This window comes from uncultured Bacteroides sp. (assembly GCF_910586915.1).
Classification (GTDB): Bacteria; Bacteroidota; Bacteroidia; order Bacteroidales; family Bacteroidaceae; genus Bacteroides.
Genome location: NZ_CAJULN010000002.1, coordinates 25,395 through 43,638 on the forward strand (window position 1 = coordinate 25,395; position 18,244 = coordinate 43,638).

Below are 18,244 nucleotides of genomic sequence, written 5' to 3' on the forward strand. Positions count from 1 at the left end.
AATTTTAGTTGTTATTATAAAGTCGTCTATTCTCTTCTCTCACACATTTCTCCAACATCTTACTCTACCTTGCGTTTGAAAAACCAACCTTCATTGAAAGTTAGTCCAATACTTACACAGAAGATATTTTCGTTAACAAAAGTCGCATCCTGTCCACTGACACGAACAATTTGTCCGCCGACACTAAGGATAGAACGCGAACGAGGTACAGGCAAACCGAAACCGGCAGTTACACCATATTCACGAGCAGCCTTTTTGCCTTTGATTTTATAATACGGAGTCATATAATAAGCTCCCAGACGATATTTAATACGGGATAAATAAGAACGTCCAATCAAATTAGGAATGTATTCCGCACCCGCAGAGATTTTTTGACGGTCGCAATAGGCATAAGTATCTTCAAATTCTTGACTGATAGCATTATTCGTAGTCTCTAAACTAAATTTAGCTTTTGACCATTTTTGCAAACTATAATCCACACCGATTGTAAGACGTTTGTCGTAGTTGTATGTAAGTCCGCCTCCAAACATATCCGGAAGTTCCAATGTAGCATTTCCAACGCTACCACTGGTCATATTGGTAACATAATCATTATTCAGTGTATGTTTGGGAGAATAAACTGCTCCTATCGTCACAGAATGTTTTTTACTCAAGGGTTGCGTATATTGAACTCCAAAGTCCAATTTGTAATCCGAAACAGAAACAGCAGTTTGCCATATGAATGAATTAGCCGAAGCTGTATTCGGATAAAGCATTGTTAAAGTTCTATTTATATCTCCCCAAAAATAAGAGACATTCACTCCAAGAGAGAAATTCTTCAATACTTTCACACCCGCACCAACATATAACTGATGCAGACCACCGTCACCGGTAATACTTTTCGTACTATAAGGAACACCCTCTGTCGCCTCATTGTTTTCCAGTACATTATATCCTACATTTGAAAATGGCAACAAACCAATACTCATCGCCACCCTTCGATGCAAACGAAATTGCATAGCGACATAATCAAAACTGGAATTTTTAGCATTCAATTTCGCACCACTGCCACTAATATTCATATTTTGCAGACTAACTCCTCCTTCAAGAAGAAAGGTCAACGAGTCAATGGCAGTATAAGAAGCAGGATTCAATGGATTGATCTGCGTTCCATCGCGGAGTCCAAAAGCAATACCTCCCATCGCCTTGCTGTTTCCGAAGCTCTGATCAGACAAGTCGCCATAACCATATCGTGTATAAGGAGAGTTTGTATTATTTTGAGCGAGTGCTACTCCTGTAACCATCGTGAGCAAAAGTGCACATAACGTGTGTTTAAATCCTACCATTATTATAGTTTAAAATTCTATTTAATCCTTTCAACACTAAAAATCTATCTGCAAAGATGATACTTTTTATGCTGCTTTCAAAAGAAAAATCATCTCCGCCCGTTAAAAAAACCAAAAGTTCAGGATATTTATGCTTCATAGACTCAATATAACCTGAAATTTCATATTCCATACCTTTCAAGACTCCAGCACGTATAGCAGTTTCGGTATCCCGTCCCATTGGTAGTTTACGTCCATTGACATCTACCATAGGCAAACGTCCGGTAAACAGATGAAGTGCTTTAAAGCGCATCTGCATTCCGGGAGAAATATTACCACCATGATATTGCCCTTTCGAATCTATAAATTCATACGTAATACAAGTCCCCGCATCAATGACCAATATATCTCTATCTGGAAACTGCTCATTGGCCCCTACGACAGCAGCTATCCGATCATAACCTAATGTTTCGGGCGTTTCGTACAGATTGACCACCGGCAAAAACGTCTTGCTGTCAAGCCACATTAAAGGAATCGGCAAAGCCTCCAAATCAGCAAGTAGCCGTTCATTCAAATCAATGACAGTAGCCACAATCCCCTGCTTTACTGGATATTTGGAACAAAGTGTTTTCAAAAACTCCAACGATTGGTTAGATTCCGTCAACACTTCCATCATCTCTCCATCATGAAAGAGAGCGACTTTCGCCATTGTATTTCCTATGTCGATAATTAAATTCAATACTTTTTCCTCTTTTAGCGGACGCAAAGGTAAAGTAAAAAAAGAAAAATGGAAGTATATGGACAGAATTATCTCATTTTTTATATTTGGATTCCCTATTCATACAGACACTTTATTCGGAGAAAACAAAGTCCCTGTTTCCCTAATCCAACAATTCTTTGTATATTCGCCGCAAAAATAGAATAAGCCTACTGATGAAACGGTCTTTTTTATATTCAATCTTCCCGCTTTTTCTGTTGCTTCTTCCATTCGGACAAACAACAGCCAACAGCAACGATTCCATTCGTCTCAGCCTATTGACCTGCGCCCCTGGCGAAGAGATATATTCTTTATTCGGACACACTGCTATCCGTTACGAAAATCCTTCACAAGATATTGATATTGTTTTCAATTACGGATTATTCAGCTTTAACACCCCCAATTTTATTCTTCGCTTTTCACTCGGAGAAACAGACTACCAATTAGGCGTAACTGATTATTCCCGTTTTGCTGGAGAATACATATTCTTCGGTCGTAGTGTGTGGCAACAGAGATTAAATCTGACCGATGAAGAGAAAAACAAATTAATTCGATTATTGAAAAAAAATTACCGTCCCGAAAACCGGGTGTATCGTTACAATTTCTTTTACGATAACTGTGCTACTCGTCCTCGCGATAAAATAGAAGAAAGCATTACAGGAGAAGTAATTTACCCCATAGTTCCGCAAAACGGTTCACATTCTTTCCGCGACATCATACATCAGTATTGCAAAGGACATCCCTGGGCGCGTTTCGGTATTGATTTATGTGTCGGAAGTGAAGCAGACCAACCTATCACACAACGCCAAATGATGTTCGCACCATTTTACTTAATGAACTCCTTTGCGGGAGCACAAGTAAAAAATGGTTCCATCCAACGTCCACTTACAGAAACCGCGAAACTGATAGTAGATGCAACGACTAAATCGGATGAAAATAATTGGACGCCCACCCCACTACAATGCTCATTGCTATTATTTATATTAACAGCCGCCGCTACGATTTACAGTATCCGACGGAGAACCGGATTATGGGAAGTCGACCTGCTTCTTTTTGGAGCGGCAGGTATCGTGGGATGTGTCCTTGCTTTTCTCACCCTCTTCTCCAAACATCCAGCTGTCGGCTCCAATTTCTTACTATTGGTATTCCATCCGGGACTACTTCTTTTCCTTCCATACATTATTTATTGCGACCGAAAAAGAAAGAAATGCTGGTTTTTGATTCTAAATCTAATAGTTTTAACTTTTTTTACAATGCTTTTCCCAGTAATTCCGCAAAAATTTGACTTTGCAGTTGTACCTTTGGCACTTTGTTTGTTGATACGTTCAGCAAATAACCTAATAGTGACATCTAAAAAGAAATAATGAAAGGATTACTTACTTCCCTTATTACCGTACTTACCTTTACAGGGTTGCAAGCTCAGTCTCTGCCTACTGCTCCTAAACTTGTGGTAGGATTGACAATTGACCAACTACGTACGGACTATTTAGAATCTTTTTCGTCACTCTATGGCGAAAAAGGTTTCAAGCGTCTCTGGAAAGAGGGAAGAGTATTCTATAATGCCCAATATACTTTCAACAGCGTAGACCGCTCTTCGGCAATAGCTGCCATCTATAGTGGTACAACGCCTTCTATCAATGGAATTATCTCCAAACGATGGATGGATGCGTCTACCCTGCGTCCTATTAATAGTACGGATGATACAGCATTCATGGGCTACTACACAGACCAAACGTGTTCGCCCGCTAAATTACTGACTTCCACCATTGCCGACGAACTTAAGATTGCAACTCAAGGCAAAGGTATTGTATATGCCATCGCCCCAAAATGTGACGCAGCTATTTTTGCAGCCGGTCATACCGGAAACGGTGCTTTTTGGCTTAATCCTAATACGGGTAAATGGAGCGGAACAACTTATTATGGAGAATTCCCGTGGTGGGCAAGCCAGTATAACGATCGCCAAGCCGTTGACTTCCGTATCGGCAACATCATATGGGAACCCATATTTCCGCGTGGAATGTACACTTTTCTGCCAGATTGGCGAGATGTTGCCTTTAAATATAAATTTGACGATGAACGAAACAATAAATACAGACGCTTCATCACCAGCCCTTTTGTAAACGATGAAGTGAATGCACTTGCCGAAGAAGCACTGAACAAAAGCGCAATGGGGCAGGATGACATTACTGACTTATTGGCACTTACTTACTATGCCGGAAACTATGCGCACAAATCCGTACAGGAATGTGCAATGGAAATGCAGGACACCTATGTACGACTTGATCGTAGCATAGCCAACCTGCTTGATTTGCTCGAACAGAAAGTCGGTCTGCAAAATGTACTCATCTTCATCACTGCTACCGGATATACAGACAGCGAATCGGCAGATTTGGGACTTTATAAAATTCCCGGCGGAGAGTTCTACCTCAACCGTTGTGCCGCACTGCTGAATATGTATCTGATGGCTACCTATGGCGAAGGCAAGTATGTGGAAACTTATCACAACCAGCAGATTTACCTGAATCACAAGTTATTGGAACAAAAACAACTGAACCTGACGGAAGTGCAAGAGAAATCCGCCGAATTCCTTATGCAATTCAGCGGAGTAAACGAAGCCTATTCTGCCAACAGACTCCTGCTCGGCTCGTGGACCCCGGATATTCATAAGATACGTAACGGATACCATCGCAAACGTTCGGGCGACCTCTTGATTGACGTCCTTCCCGGATGGACAATGATAGATGAAGAAAGCAAAGAAAGTAAGGTAATACGCCATTCTTTCATTCCTACACCATTGATTTTTATCGGTCATTCGGTGAAACCCGCCATCATACAGACTCCTGTAACTATCGAACACATCGCGCCTACGCTGGCGCATTTCATGCGTATACGGGCTCCCAACGCTTGTTCTGTCGCCCCCATCACCAACCTACGATAAAAATTTGCTCACAAAAACAAGGGCAAAATATTAATAAATCAGCATTTTAATGTAACTTTGCGAAAATTATTCACCGCAAATTATACTGATTTACACAGATTAAAAATAATAACTAAATAATATAACATGGGATTTAATGAATTTTTAAGCTCGATTTTCGGAAATAAATCCACGCGAGACATGAAAGAAATCAAACCCTGGGTAGAAAAAATCAAAGCTGCCTACCCGAAGGTTGAGAAACTGGACAACGACGCCCTCCGTGCCAAAACGGAAGAACTGAAAAAATATATCCGCGAATCAGCCTCTGCCGAACGTGCAAAGGTGGAAGAATTGAAAGCTGGTATCGAAAATATCGAATTAGAAAAGCGTGAAGAGGTATTCGCACAGATAGACAAGATAGAAAAAGAAATCTTGGAGAAGTACGAAAAAGCACTGGAAGAAGTGTTGCCGGTTGCTTTCTCTATTGTCAAAGCTACCGCCAAACGGTTTGCCGAAAATGAAGAAATTGTAGTGACTGCTACCGATTTCGACCGTCAACTTGCCACAACAAAAGATTTCGTACGCATCGAAAACGACAAGGCTATTTACCAAAACCACTGGATAGCCGGAGGAAACGATACGAAATGGAACATGGTTCACTACGATGTCCAACTGTTCGGTGGTGTTGTTCTACACAAAGGCAAGATTGCCGAAATGGCCACCGGTGAAGGTAAAACCCTGGTTGCTACCCTTCCGGTATTCCTGAACGCACTGACCGGAAACGGCGTGCACGTAGTAACCGTCAATGACTATCTAGCAAAACGTGACTCCGAGTGGATGGGACCTCTTTATATGTTCCACGGTTTGAGTGTAGACTGCATCGACAAGCACCAACCCAACTCCGATGCACGCCGCCAAGCATATATGGCAGACATCACGTTCGGTACAAACAATGAATTCGGATTTGACTACCTGCGTGACAATATGGCAATCAGCCCGAAAGACTTGGTGCAACGTCCGCACAATTACGCCATTGTCGACGAGGTAGACTCGGTATTGATTGACGATGCACGTACTCCGTTAATTATTTCCGGTCCCGTACCGAAAGGTGACGACCAGTTGTTCGAACAGCTTCGCCCGTTGGTAGAACGCTTGGTAGAAGCACAGAAAGGATTGGCAACCAAATACCTTTCCGAAGCTAAAAAACTTATCGCATCAAGCGACAAGAAAGAGGTGGAAGAAGGATTCCTCGCCCTGTATCGCAGCCACAAGTGTCTGCCGAAGAATAAGGCATTGATTAAGTTCCTCAGCGAACAAGGCATCAAAGCCGGTATGCTCAAGACGGAAGAGATTTACATGGAACAGAACAATAAGCGGATGCATGAAGTGACCGACCCGTTGTATTTCGTCATTGATGAGAAACTGAACAGCGTAGACCTAACGGATAAAGGTGTAGACCTGATTACAGGCAACTCTCAAGACCCCACTCTGTTCGTTCTTCCCGACATTGCCGGACAACTCTCGGAACTGGAAAATGTGCCAAATCTGACCAACGAGGAAAAACTCCAAAGAAAAGACGAACTCCTGACCAACTACGCCATCAAGTCGGAACGTGTACACACCATCAACCAGTTGTTGAAGGCTTACACCATGTTCGAGAAAGATGATGAATATGTAGTTATCGACGGACAGGTGAAGATTGTGGACGAACAGACGGGACGTATCATGGAAGGCCGCCGCTACTCCGACGGATTACACCAGGCCATCGAAGCTAAGGAACGTGTGAAAGTGGAAGCTGCCACTCAAACCTTTGCCACCATTACTTTACAGAACTACTTCCGTATGTATCACAAGTTGTCCGGTATGACCGGTACTGCTGAAACGGAAGCAGGCGAACTTTGGGACATCTACAAACTGGATGTAGTCGTTATCCCGACCAACCGTCCCATCGCCCGTAAAGATATGAACGACCGTGTTTATAAAACGAAACGCGAAAAATACAAAGCTGTTATTGAAGAGATAGAAAAACTGGTTCAGGCAGGACGTCCGGTACTGGTAGGTACTACTTCAGTCGAAATCTCCGAAATGCTGAGCAAAATGCTTACCATGCGCAAGATTGACCACAAAGTGCTGAACGCGAAGCTGCATCAGAAAGAAGCCGACATCGTTGCTACCGCCGGTTTGAGCGGAACGGTGACCATCGCCACCAATATGGCAGGCCGTGGTACCGACATCAAGTTAAGTCCGGAAGTAAAAGCGGCAGGCGGTTTGGCAATTATCGGTACGGAACGCCACGAGTCACGTCGTGTAGACCGTCAGTTGCGTGGTCGTGCCGGACGTCAGGGTGACCCCGGTTCTTCTGTATTCTTCGTATCATTGGAAGACGACTTGATGCGTCTGTTCTCTTCCGACCGCATTGCAAACGTGATGGATAAACTCGGATTCCAAGAAGGGGAAATGATAGAACATAAGATGATTTCCAACTCCATCGAACGTGCACAGAAGAAAGTGGAAGAGAATAACTTCGGTATCCGTAAACGTCTGTTGGAATATGACGACGTAATGAACAAGCAACGTACCGTTGTCTATACGAAACGCCGCCACGCATTGATGGGCGAACGTATCGGTATGGATATCGTGAATATGATTTGGGACCGTTGTGCCAATGCCATCGAAAACAACGACTTCGAAGGATGTCAAATGGAACTGCTCCAAACGTTGGCTATGGAAACTCCGTTCACCGAAGAAGAATTCCGCAACGAGAAGAAAGAAGACCTGACCGAAAAAACGTTCAACATCGCTATGGAGAATTTCAAGCGCAAGACTGAACGACTGGCACAAATCGCCAATCCGGTTATCAAGCAGGTATATGAAAACCAGGGACATATGTACGAAAACATCTTGATTCCCATCACAGACGGCAAACGTATGTACAACATCTCCTGCAACCTGAAAGCAGCTTACGAATCGGAATCGAAAGAAGTGGTCAAAGCATTCGAAAAATCAATCCTGCTCCACGTTATCGATGAAGCATGGAAAGAGAATCTGCGCGAATTGGACGAACTGAAACATTCGGTACAGAACGCCAGCTACGAACAGAAAGACCCGTTGTTGATATACAAACTGGAATCCGTTACACTGTTTGACGCAATGGTCAACAAGATTAATAATCAGACGGTTTCTATCCTGATGCGCGGACAAATCCCTGTACAGGAAGCACCGGAAGAACCGACCGAACGTCGCGTAGAAGTACGCCAAGCTGCTCCCGAACAGCGCCAGGACATGAGCAAGTATCGCGAAAACAAACAGGAATTGAGCGACCCTAACCAACAGGCTGCTGCCAGCCACGACACACGCGAACAGCAAAGACGCGAGCCGATGCGTGCAGAAAAGACGGTAGGACGTAACGATCCTTGCCCGTGCGGAAGCGGCAAGAAGTATAAGAACTGCCACGGGAAAAATGCTTAATTTTCTTTTTCAATAGAGTGTGCCCGCCAAACGGCACACTCACATATTCATGTTTTAATTTGTCTATAAAGAAAGTCTCAAACGGTTAAAAACTGTTTGAGACTTTCTTTTATTCGCTCAAAATAGTACTTTTGTTCAAATTAACAAATAGAACAAAGCTATGGCAAAATCTTATTCATTGGCTATCGTTTCGTTGTTACTGCTGACATTGGTCGGTTGCCAAAGTCTGGAATACATTTCCATCGACTACCTCCAACCTGCCGCCCTTAGCTTTCCCCCTCAAATCCGGAAAGTAGCAATCGTAAACAACAGCAGTAACACACCGGATAACAAACTCACAGCACAATCGCCCAAAGAGAAAGAAAACCCATCACTCGTCAGCCGGGCAACGGCTTATGCAAACGGAGATGTCAAAGCAGCCACAGAATCACTTGCCGAAGAGATTGCCCGTCAGAACTACTTCGACGAAGTGGTGATTTGCGACTCTGCCTTACGGGCGAACGACAAATTGGCCCGTGAGAATACATTGAGCCAAGAAGAAGTGTGCGGTTTAGCTTCAGATTTAGGAGTGGATTTAATCATCGCCATAGAAAACCTGCAATTCAAAGCCACAAAGAGCATACACTATCTGAACGAATTTAATTGTTTCCGAGAAGCGGTAGACGTCAAGGTTTATCCTACCGTCCGTGTTTATCTGCCCGAACGGAGCAGACCGGTGAACACGCTCCACCCTGCCGACAGTATCTTCTGGGAAGAATTCGGTTCCACAGCGGTAGAAGCCTCCTCCTATATGATTTCTGACAAGAAGATGTTGCAGGAAGCAGCCGAATTTGCAGGCACAATTCCGGCGAAGTATATCGTGCCGACATGGAAAACAGGGACACGTCCGCTGTATGTCGGCGGGTCGGTGCCCATGCGCGATGCTACCGTCTACATACGCGAAAACTCATGGGACGAAGCATACCAACTTTGGCTTCAAGTTTTCAAAAGTACCAAAAGCGAAAAGAAGAAAATGAAGACTGCCCACAACATTGCCGTTTACTACGAAATGACAGATCGCTTGCCTCAGGCAGAGGAATGGGCGGAGAAGGCGCAGCAGTTCGCCAGAAAAATAGAGGAAAAGAAAACAACCGAAAATGCCCAAGCCACCATTGCCGACGTGCCGAACTATTATCTTATCAGCCTATATCTGGCAGAATTGAAGGAGCGCAACAGCCAATTGTCAAAGTTAACGATGCAAATGAAACGGTTTGAGAACAATTTTTAAGAAAATAGCGCAGCAGATATTATTTTTTTTATACCTTTGAACGAATAAAAAGAAGGAACCCATGAAACTGAGCCAACAATCACTATCGACAATCGAAGCGACCATCCAAAAAGCAGTCTCCGGCTATATATGTACCTGCGAACAGGGCACCGTAACCGACATCCATCTCCAACCGGATCAATCTTCCGGACAACTAACCATCTACAACGATGATGACAAAGTATTGGCACACGCTCTGATAGGAGAATGGGCTACATACGAAGGAAATGATTTCTTAGAAAAGACAGAACCAACCCTACGCAGTACGCTCTGCAAAATGAAAGACGCAGGCGATTTTGACAAAATGGCAGTTCTGAAACCCTATTCGTTTGTATTGGTTGATGAAGAAAAAGAAACCGTATCCGAACTATTGTTAGTAGATGACGACACCATACTCGTACATGACGAATTGCTGAAAGGGCTGGATAAAGAGTTGGATGATTTCCTGAAAGAGTTGTTAGAGCAATAAATTGCCCACTCGGGAGTTGTTATTCCATTTAAATAAGAACAAAGAGGGGGATGCTTTTTAAAACACAAGAACATATTTTGTTTTAAAAAGCATCCCCCTTTCTTTCTCCTATTGCTTGCGATAATTCTTAGTTAAATCGCCCTGTTTCACAACTAATTCATCAACAGTCAGTTTCTCGATGACAAGCGTATCAATGAAATCGATAGTCTGATGATTGCCGATACTTTTTCCCGAAAGAATCAGTTTACCATCTTTCTTTTCCCATGATTCATATTGCAAAGTAGCCATATTGACGGAAGAAGCCTTACCGCCTTTTTCCAAATTCACACCTTGCACCTGATTTTCCATTCCGGGAACAGGTTCCACCCATTTACCTTCAATACCTGTTGCATTGCAAGCAACCAGTACGGCAGTAGCCATCAATCCTGCCGCACATTTGAAAACTGTTTTTGTAGACATAATAGTTTTTACTTTTCCGTTTATAAAAAATAGACGCAGGCGAATCAATATTCATGCGACTGTTCCGCCCATGCCTTCTCCATTCCATAGAAATTAATCACATCGCCGGCTGGTTTTCCGTCCAGTTCCGCTTGTTTCTGCTCAAAGAATGCTTTCCAACGCTGGTAATAAAGCTCTTTCAGAAGTCCGCTCCATTCACGGTGGGAATAATCATGCAATCCGCCCTGGTTGGCAGCTATGCTGTCGCCCCACACGGTGATAAGAGCGGCGGCGTTCCACTCATAAAGCTGTTTCTCGTCTTCCGTATCCCCTAAGGAACAGGCGGCGTTCAGCCAGGAAGAGACGGCAAATTCCTTTCGGGTAGACAGAAGACTGTCTTGCGACAAAATAAGTTCGAGGAACTGTTGCGTCTGCTGCCGAAAGTTCCCTGCGTCCTTGCGGTCATAGCTCTGCGATATTTCTTTGAGTAATGCATTGCCTTTGTCCGCATTGCTTTGACGTACAATATCCACCAAGTCATATTCAAAATTATTGTTTCCTGCATAGCTGGCGGAAGCCGACAGCATCAGTCCGGCGGCTTTAGCCGTCGAATCGGGCGCGTAGAACAATTTGGCCGAGCCCCATGTGGATGTCCTGCCTAAGTGAAATCCCGGACGGGCACACAAGAGCGATTCGATTGTGCCTTCGCCCTGAATGTTTCTCGGCGCATTGTAGACCGTATGTTCCAACGCCCTCCACGCTTCGAGCACTTGAGGCGAAACATCACCGCCATAACGGGCTTTGAGATAGCCTTGCAGCCACTCGTCGGCAGAGAAACGTTCTTTACGCCAGGGAAGTTCGTAGAGCAGTTCGAACATCACCGGATTATTCTCAATCCCTTCGGGAGCCGTTCCTACCCCACGCATTTTCTTGCCGTTGGAATGCGCGCACGCATCATAATATCCGTCTATCAACTGGTTCATCCTGCCATGCAAACCTACATTGCCGCCGAAGTTGAGCAGCATACAATAGAGCCAGTCGTGCTTGCCGAATCCCTGTTCGCGATACCATTCCGAACTGGGGTCGCCCCATTGCGGACGTTTCTCGCTGTATAAGTCCAGCACCATCAGGTCTCCCTGGTCGAGAGGAGCTATCATCGCTTCACGGGGATTTACCTGCCAGGCCTGAATTACCCAGACTGCCTGCGGATTGGCCTTTTTCATCGCTGCCATGATGGCAGTTCCGGTCTTTGCCAAGTCGACTCCTGCCGTATTTCCTCCCTCGTGGAAGGGGTCCATGCTGTAATATTTCGCCTTTCCGTACAGTTTCTCAAGTTCCTCGTAATACATGGCGGCAAACGATTCAAAATGTTCGTCCTCCGCAGAGAGGAAAGCAGGACGGGGGAAGCCGCACCACGTGCCGGGGTCGGCAATGTTGTAGCCCAACTTCTCGCCTATGTTGCGGGGAACCATCCCCGAATATCCGGGAAAGACCGGTTCGATGCCCAACTCCCGCATACGTTTCACTATCTTCTTCTGAAGAGCTTCCTGCCGACGGTACCAACTATCGGGGTTGGGGCCACCCCACCCTTCCAAATTGTTCATCTGCCACCACGCCATAAAGGCGGGACCGGCGATAAACCCGTTCACTTCTTCGGTGGTATATCCTACGCGTTTCAGCAGATTGTACCACACCACTTCCATTCCCGCGATGCTCAAAGGCATATTGATACCATGCATTGCCATCCAGTCGATTTCTTTCTCCCAACGCTCCCAGTCCCAAAAGGCCATAGAGTAGGAGTGGGCGCAATAGTTGAGGTAATATCTGTGTTGCATGGATGTCTCTTTGCGGATTCTCTCTTTCGGAAGCGGCAGTGTTTCGGGCAACTTCTGAGACGGATTGTTCCAGGAGATATGCATCCCGGCTACGTATTTCAGATACCAGTTTAATCCTGTGGACAAGGAGATGTCGGAATTTCCGGTAATCAACACTTTCCCGTTCTCTGACGAAATATCGAAGTAATCTTTCGACGGATTGTTCTCGTCGGCAACCAAGCGGAAAAGAATCCGGTCTTTGGAAGTACCTTCCGTCACACGTCCCGCCAGCGCATCAACGGGCAACTGTTTCGGCTGACAGCCGCACAGCAGCGCTGTCCCCAATAATAAAGTTAACAAAAAGCGTATACACATAATATAGTTAGTTTGTTTTAATAAGATGCGGTAAATATACGAAATTAAGAGTTATCTTTAATCATTGAAACAAGAAGAATTGTGGACGAGCATATATATTTACGTCTTTCACCTTTCCTGATAAGAATGAGCCTTTGCGAACTTTCAAGCGGATAGCGGAGACTTTATATATTTCCTTCATATCAACAATAATCCGATGAGGATGATAGGGTTCGGCGCCCGCATCTGTATGCCAGAAAGAAGAGATATCTCCGTCGAACAGATTCTCCGCTACACCCATATTCTTATCAGTCTGCTCGCTGCTCACATAAACGGTTTCCCATTTTTTCTTATCAATCGGCTGCCCTTTATCGTCTATCAGTTCTACTTCTGAAATGCAAGCCTGATGGTCTTCCGTGTAAGAAGAAAGAGTCTCGATACAGAAATGACGAAGAGTCGTTGCGACAGGGAAATCAAAGGCTTGCCATTCATTGGTTTCCTGCAAAGTGGCTTTCAAAGCTATGTCGCCGTCTTCCAGAATCGGAGTACCCACTATTGCACGGTGCTGTCCTCTTTGGTAGTTCTTGTCTATACCCAAGCTATCCAGGACAGGCTGTTCCAGTCCCCGCAAAGTACGATTGCCCGTATCTTCCATCTCAAAGACTACAATCTCATTCTCCCCTTCTTTCAACCATGGAGCAGGCAGATAGAGTGTTTGCTGAGGACCGATATTCCAAAAGCGTCCGAGTGACTTGCCATTTACCCAAACGGCTCCTTTGCCCCATTGGCTCATATCAACAAAGCAGTCACCTTTCTTATGAACCGTAAATGTCCCTTTATGGAAAGCCGGAACTCCTTCGATGGTTTCACCGAAATTCATTTCCGCAACTTTCTCCTTATACAAAGGTAACGGAGTAACAGACCATCCGGTCAATTTTTCATCGTCCCACAAGACTTGGCTGGTGATGCCCTTCCTATTGAACAGTATATCGGGACCGTAATTCACACGCCCGGTGTTTTCAACCAGAATCTCCAGCGTAGCGGGTGCTTTCTGTACATTCAGCGTCACGCTATTCTGATTGTAACGGCGATCCAAGCTAGCTACTTGTTTTCCATCTATCAGAATAACAGCATAGTCACGCAAATCCTGTATGATAAGTTTCCGCTTTCCTGCTTTCTGAATGGTTGTCTGATAATGAATATATCCGAAATCCATTCCTACGTCTTCCATTGACAGTACCTCTTCCGTTCGTATAGTCTGATGAAAAGCGGCAGTCAAAGGGGCACTTTCCTTTAATTCGACTGTAGCGAAAGTGGTGGTCGGATTATCAGCAGGCACTTCCGGCAATACAGTCCCCTCAGGCAGATATTTCTGAATCACTTCTCTGAATGCATGATATTTGGGATAGCAATTTCCCCATTCGCCCAAAGGCGCGTCATAATCGTAACTTGTCGGCTGAGGTTGATAGCCACCACTGGTATTGGCTCCATTCGTGTACCAGAAATTGGTTCCGCCATGAAACATATACATGCTGACAGACACTCCGTGGCTCAACATCCAGTCCAATTGTTCGGCAGGACGCTCATAAGCGACAGACGAATGGCGCTTCCCCCACTCATCAAACCAAGCCGGGTAGAATTCCGCCACAAAATAAGGGCCGCCCGGATGATACTTATCCACCACCTTGAAAATATCTTCACCGAACACACCGTTCAGTGTAGGCAATGCGCCGTCAATATGACCGGCTTCCACCTGTCCGCCACCGTCACAGGTGAACAACGGAACATTAAACCCGGCCTCTTTTATCATATCACGAATAGCGGTAAGGTATTCTTTATCCGCCGCATACGAACCATATTCGTTTTCTACCTGCACCATGATAATATTTCCGCCATTGTTGATGGTTAGAGGAGACAGTTGCTTGCCTAGTTCCTTGATATAGCGTTCACAATAGGAAAGGAAGCGCGGGTCTTTGCTGCGGTAGGTCATGTCTTTTTCTTTCAGAAGCCATGAAGGGTATCCGCCGAAATCCCATTCCGCACATACATACGGTCCGGGGCGAAGAATGACATACAGTCCTTCTTCCTGTGCGGTACGGACAAATTCGGCAATATCCGCTTGCCCGCTGAAGTCAAATTCACCCGGTTGGCGTTCGTGGAAATTCCAAAAGACATATGCAGACACTGTGTTCAGTCCCATTGCACGCGCCCTATGCAGACGGTCACGCCAATACTCGTGTGGAATACGGGGATAGTGCATTTCTCCGCAAATCAGTTGCACATCTTTCCCGTTAATATTAAAAGTACCATTTTCTATTTTAACCTGTTCCTTGGGGGAGGAACAGGCAGAAATAAAAAATGATACAATTAAGTTAAGTATAATAAATACCTTGTTTCGATTTTTATTCATCTTCATTCAAATATATCATAAGTATTGAATACTCCGACCTGTTTGTAAAGCCTGTCTCCTATTCCAGACCGGAGTATTCATCAATCCTTATCAGAACGTAACCTCACCGAAAATATTTACTACATATTTTCCTGCGTCATCATACCAATGAGTCAATTTCTCTGTCGGAGCAAACTTTATAGCATAAACCGGATTGTATTTCAAATCGGTAACTTTCTCCGGCATCCAAATCCCTACCTTGTATGTCCCGCTCAATCCAGCAGCCATACTTCCTTTTATGGAATACTCCGCCGCCTGATTCGGTTCTTCATTGGTAGAAGGAATCCAGTTTTTCGGCTCTACATCCAGTTTTATCTCTTTTACTACCTGACCGTCACCGGAAACAAGTACTAAATAAACCTCTTTCGGGTTAATCACCGTAGCAAATCCTGTATTGGTTATCGTCAAGTCATATTCCAGATTTCCACCCTTTGCCTCTACTTTCGATTCACTTTGGAGATTCAGACGATAGCCCAAATGGTCGCGTACAAATTCATAGAATGAACGGACTACGTCATTCCCTTCGGCATCCTTAAAATAACTCTCATCAAAGAGAATGTTATTATCATTCAATAAAGACGGATATACTTTCACTTGCTTCCAGCTCATGATATTCAAAGCAAAATTCTGTGTCACATCAAAAGCCGAATAACGGTGCTCACGCAAAATACGCAACGACTTCATCGGAGTAATCAGTGCAGACAATCCCCATTCAGTATCTTCATCATAAGGGATTTCACCACTCATATAGAAGTTATTCGCTTTTACTTCTTCTGTTATCTGCTTATAATCATCCGTATTAGGAACAAAGTCATTGCCCGGTGCATGAGAATGTTCACCGGCCGTAAAATAATCGTTCGCATAACCAATACGTCCGCGGTATTCTTCTTGTTCCAATGTCAGTGCTTTCTTATGGTTCGGATAACGCATTTCTACACAATAAGGTAATGGCAAAGCCCTCAGTAAAGCACTGACAATTGCATTTTTCGCATCCTGATCATTTGCTAACGGCGACGTATGCCACTCTCCCCAAGCACCAATAAAACCAACTTGCACCGTAGCGATCTGACCGATATATTCATTCAACAACGGTGTCAATTGTTCAATATGCCTAAGAATCCATTGTCTAGATTCACCGCCAGACGTATTAAGCCCCGCATGATTGTATGCAAAACGAAGAATGGCTTTATATCCCTGAGCTTTCATCAACTCAAACACCTTGCGGATATTATTCAAAGCCTCATCATCAAGGTCTTTACTCACCCACTTGGTCAGATAAATATACTGCTGCACAAGAGTCAGATTATCATCTTTCGCATCAAACTGCTCTATTTTCTTCTTATACAAATCCTCACCATATACCTCATAATCATTATATGGACTTTTCATCTCATCAGCAAGCAAATTGCATTCAAGATGAAAACCTCTATCCGGATTTCTCAACGATTCAATATGAACAATTTTACCTACAACTTCCGGGGTTTCCGGTTCATTCGTACCCTCTTCCTCTCCGTACTGTCCTGCATACACATCTATTGTATCAGAACAAAAGCTACACATAATACCTAATAATAAGGTAGATAATATGGTCATAGTTTTCTTTATATTGATTAACATGATTGATCTATTTTTAATTTTCGCCTGATTAATTTTCATTGAAGATAAAACGTGCAGGAGCTCCCGTTGTCCAAGGAGTCCACAATGTTGCTCCACCATCATGAAGCATACATGCATGCTCTGTATTATCACTCACCAACAAATAACAATACTGTCCAGTGTGATTATTAATATTCGGTTCTACCCATTGACCGGAAGCACACAAATTAAATTTCCAGTCATTCAGATAAGCCTGCCCTTTCACTGACTCATAATATTCAGGATCTTTCAATACATTCCATTGCCCTTCGGCCGTCCCAGCTTCGATAAACAGAGTCTTATATTCCTGCATAGTCGGTAAACGCCAACCCGTAGGAGCTATTTTGTCACGAATGTCATAATGATAATGAACTCCGTATGCTTTCACTCTTCCTTCTCCGAGGGATGCCGGTGTATCCTTATAGTTATTTGCTTCAATGTCGGTTCCGTCAGGGTACTTGGTCGTCCGCAAATTATCCGCCAGCCAAACCAATGAAGTTCCGTCACTATAAGAAATACGGGCAACCCGATAGGTTATCTTCTCATCACCGCGAACATCAATGAAACGCATCATTTCCGTCATATTTAGTACTCCGGAAGAACGTGACACCAGTTGCCCGTCATCAGTCTTCACATTCCAATATATAGCGTTGGATGTCCAACGTTTAATAGAAAGTTGGTCGAGCAAGGTCTGAAGTTGCTCGTGTGTCAGAGAAGACTTACCTTTTACAATCCCTACACTTTGCTCGGCTACAGTCTGTTTCATTTCAGGATCAAGTGACAGACAGAGTGAATATGAGGTTGATTCAGGCCTTCCTTCCGTATCCCATTCAAACTGTACGGCAGTTTCCGGTTTATCTTCAGCCAAAGCAATCTCAGTCATATCCTCAGGTTGTAATAACTTGGTAGACATACGTTTCACATGAATCGTATGCACATCCGACGCAGCAGCCGTAGTATTGCCAGTCTCTTTAACAGTCCAATACAACAGCGCTTCTTGACCGGCCTTTATTCCCAACTGAGAGAAATACTGATCGGCTGCCAATACGGACAAAGTAAAAGAGGTCGATTTACCAGCGTCAATCTTCACCGGCTTTTTGAAATCTCTGGTAGCACAAAGAATCAGTTTGGCACCTTTCTCCAATGCCTTATCCCATGAGAAACTATATTCATCGATTGACAAATCATTCAAGTCAATTTTCGTTCCATCCTGAGGCGCACTCAGGTAAATATCCGACATAGGAATAATTACATTATACTTGTCCTCTTTACATCCGGCAAGTAATAAAATACCTAATAGAGTATATAATAAATGTTTCATAATACTATCCAT

The 18,244-nt window shown here is 44.1% G+C and carries 12 protein-coding genes; 5 read left to right on the forward strand and 7 right to left on the reverse strand.

The annotated features are described in order from the left end of the window. Positions 1-59: 59 nt before the first annotated feature. The gene (locus QZ331_RS01205; protein WP_294627291.1) at positions 60-1,325 is read right to left on the reverse strand and encodes a hypothetical protein; all 1,266 of its coding nucleotides are present in this window, start codon (positions 1,323-1,325) and stop codon (positions 60-62) included. Then, a complete protein-coding gene (locus QZ331_RS01210; RefSeq protein ID WP_294627293.1) occupies positions 1,312-2,043 on the reverse strand; it encodes a type III pantothenate kinase in 732 nt (243 codons plus the stop codon). The genes QZ331_RS01205 and QZ331_RS01210 overlap by 14 nt, the downstream gene beginning before the upstream one ends. A 194-nt stretch (positions 2,044-2,237) precedes the next feature. Here QZ331_RS01210 and QZ331_RS01215 point away from each other — a divergent pair, with 194 nt between their 5' ends. The 5 genes from QZ331_RS01215 (at position 2,238) to QZ331_RS01235 (ending at position 10,221) form a co-directional block, all read left to right on the forward strand. Further along, on the forward strand, positions 2,238-3,425 hold the full coding sequence (locus QZ331_RS01215) for a DUF4105 domain-containing protein (RefSeq protein ID WP_294627295.1): 1,188 nt from the start codon (positions 2,238-2,240) through the stop codon (positions 3,423-3,425). Continuing rightward, positions 3,425-4,999 (forward strand): alkaline phosphatase family protein, encoded by a 1,575-nt coding sequence (locus tag QZ331_RS01220; RefSeq protein ID WP_294627298.1) that lies wholly within the window; start codon positions 3,425-3,427, stop codon positions 4,997-4,999. Before QZ331_RS01215 ends, QZ331_RS01220 begins: the two co-directional genes overlap by 1 nt. A gap of 126 nt (positions 5,000-5,125) precedes the next feature. Next, on the forward strand, positions 5,126-8,446 hold the full coding sequence (gene secA / locus QZ331_RS01225) for a preprotein translocase subunit SecA (RefSeq protein WP_294627300.1): 3,321 nt from the start codon (positions 5,126-5,128) through the stop codon (positions 8,444-8,446). Positions 8,447-8,606: 160 nt separating this feature from the next. Beyond that, a complete protein-coding gene (locus QZ331_RS01230) occupies positions 8,607-9,713 on the forward strand; it encodes a DUF6340 family protein (RefSeq protein ID WP_294627302.1) in 1,107 nt (368 codons plus the stop codon). 61 nt (positions 9,714-9,774) lie between these two features. After that, the gene (locus QZ331_RS01235) at positions 9,775-10,221 is read left to right on the forward strand and encodes a hypothetical protein (protein WP_294627304.1); all 447 of its coding nucleotides are present in this window, start codon (positions 9,775-9,777) and stop codon (positions 10,219-10,221) included. A 108-nt stretch (positions 10,222-10,329) separates the two neighbouring features. Here QZ331_RS01235 and QZ331_RS01240 read toward each other — a convergent pair whose 3' ends face one another. The 5 genes from QZ331_RS01240 to QZ331_RS01260 form a co-directional block, all read right to left on the reverse strand. Continuing rightward, positions 10,330-10,680 carry a lipocalin family protein gene (locus QZ331_RS01240; RefSeq protein ID WP_294627306.1) on the reverse strand — a complete coding sequence of 117 codons (351 nt, stop codon included), beginning with the start codon at positions 10,678-10,680 and terminating at the stop codon, positions 10,330-10,332. A 44-nt stretch (positions 10,681-10,724) separates the two neighbouring features. Then, positions 10,725-12,848, reverse strand: a complete 2,124-nt coding sequence (locus tag QZ331_RS01245) for an alpha-N-acetylglucosaminidase (protein WP_294627307.1) — start codon at positions 12,846-12,848, stop codon at positions 10,725-10,727. Positions 12,849-12,909: 61 nt separating this feature from the next. Continuing rightward, positions 12,910-15,237: a beta-galactosidase gene (locus QZ331_RS01250; protein ID WP_300548032.1), complete on the reverse strand. Its 2,328-nt coding sequence runs from the start codon at positions 15,235-15,237 to the stop codon at positions 12,910-12,912. Positions 15,238-15,327: 90 nt separating this feature from the next. Then, positions 15,328-16,893 carry a DUF4874 domain-containing protein gene (locus QZ331_RS01255; protein ID WP_302580932.1) on the reverse strand — a complete coding sequence of 522 codons (1,566 nt, stop codon included), beginning with the start codon at positions 16,891-16,893 and terminating at the stop codon, positions 15,328-15,330. A 28-nt stretch (positions 16,894-16,921) separates the two neighbouring features. After that, positions 16,922-18,232 (reverse strand): SusE domain-containing protein, encoded by a 1,311-nt coding sequence (locus tag QZ331_RS01260; protein ID WP_294627312.1) that lies wholly within the window; start codon positions 18,230-18,232, stop codon positions 16,922-16,924. Positions 18,233-18,244: the final 12 nt, after the last annotated feature.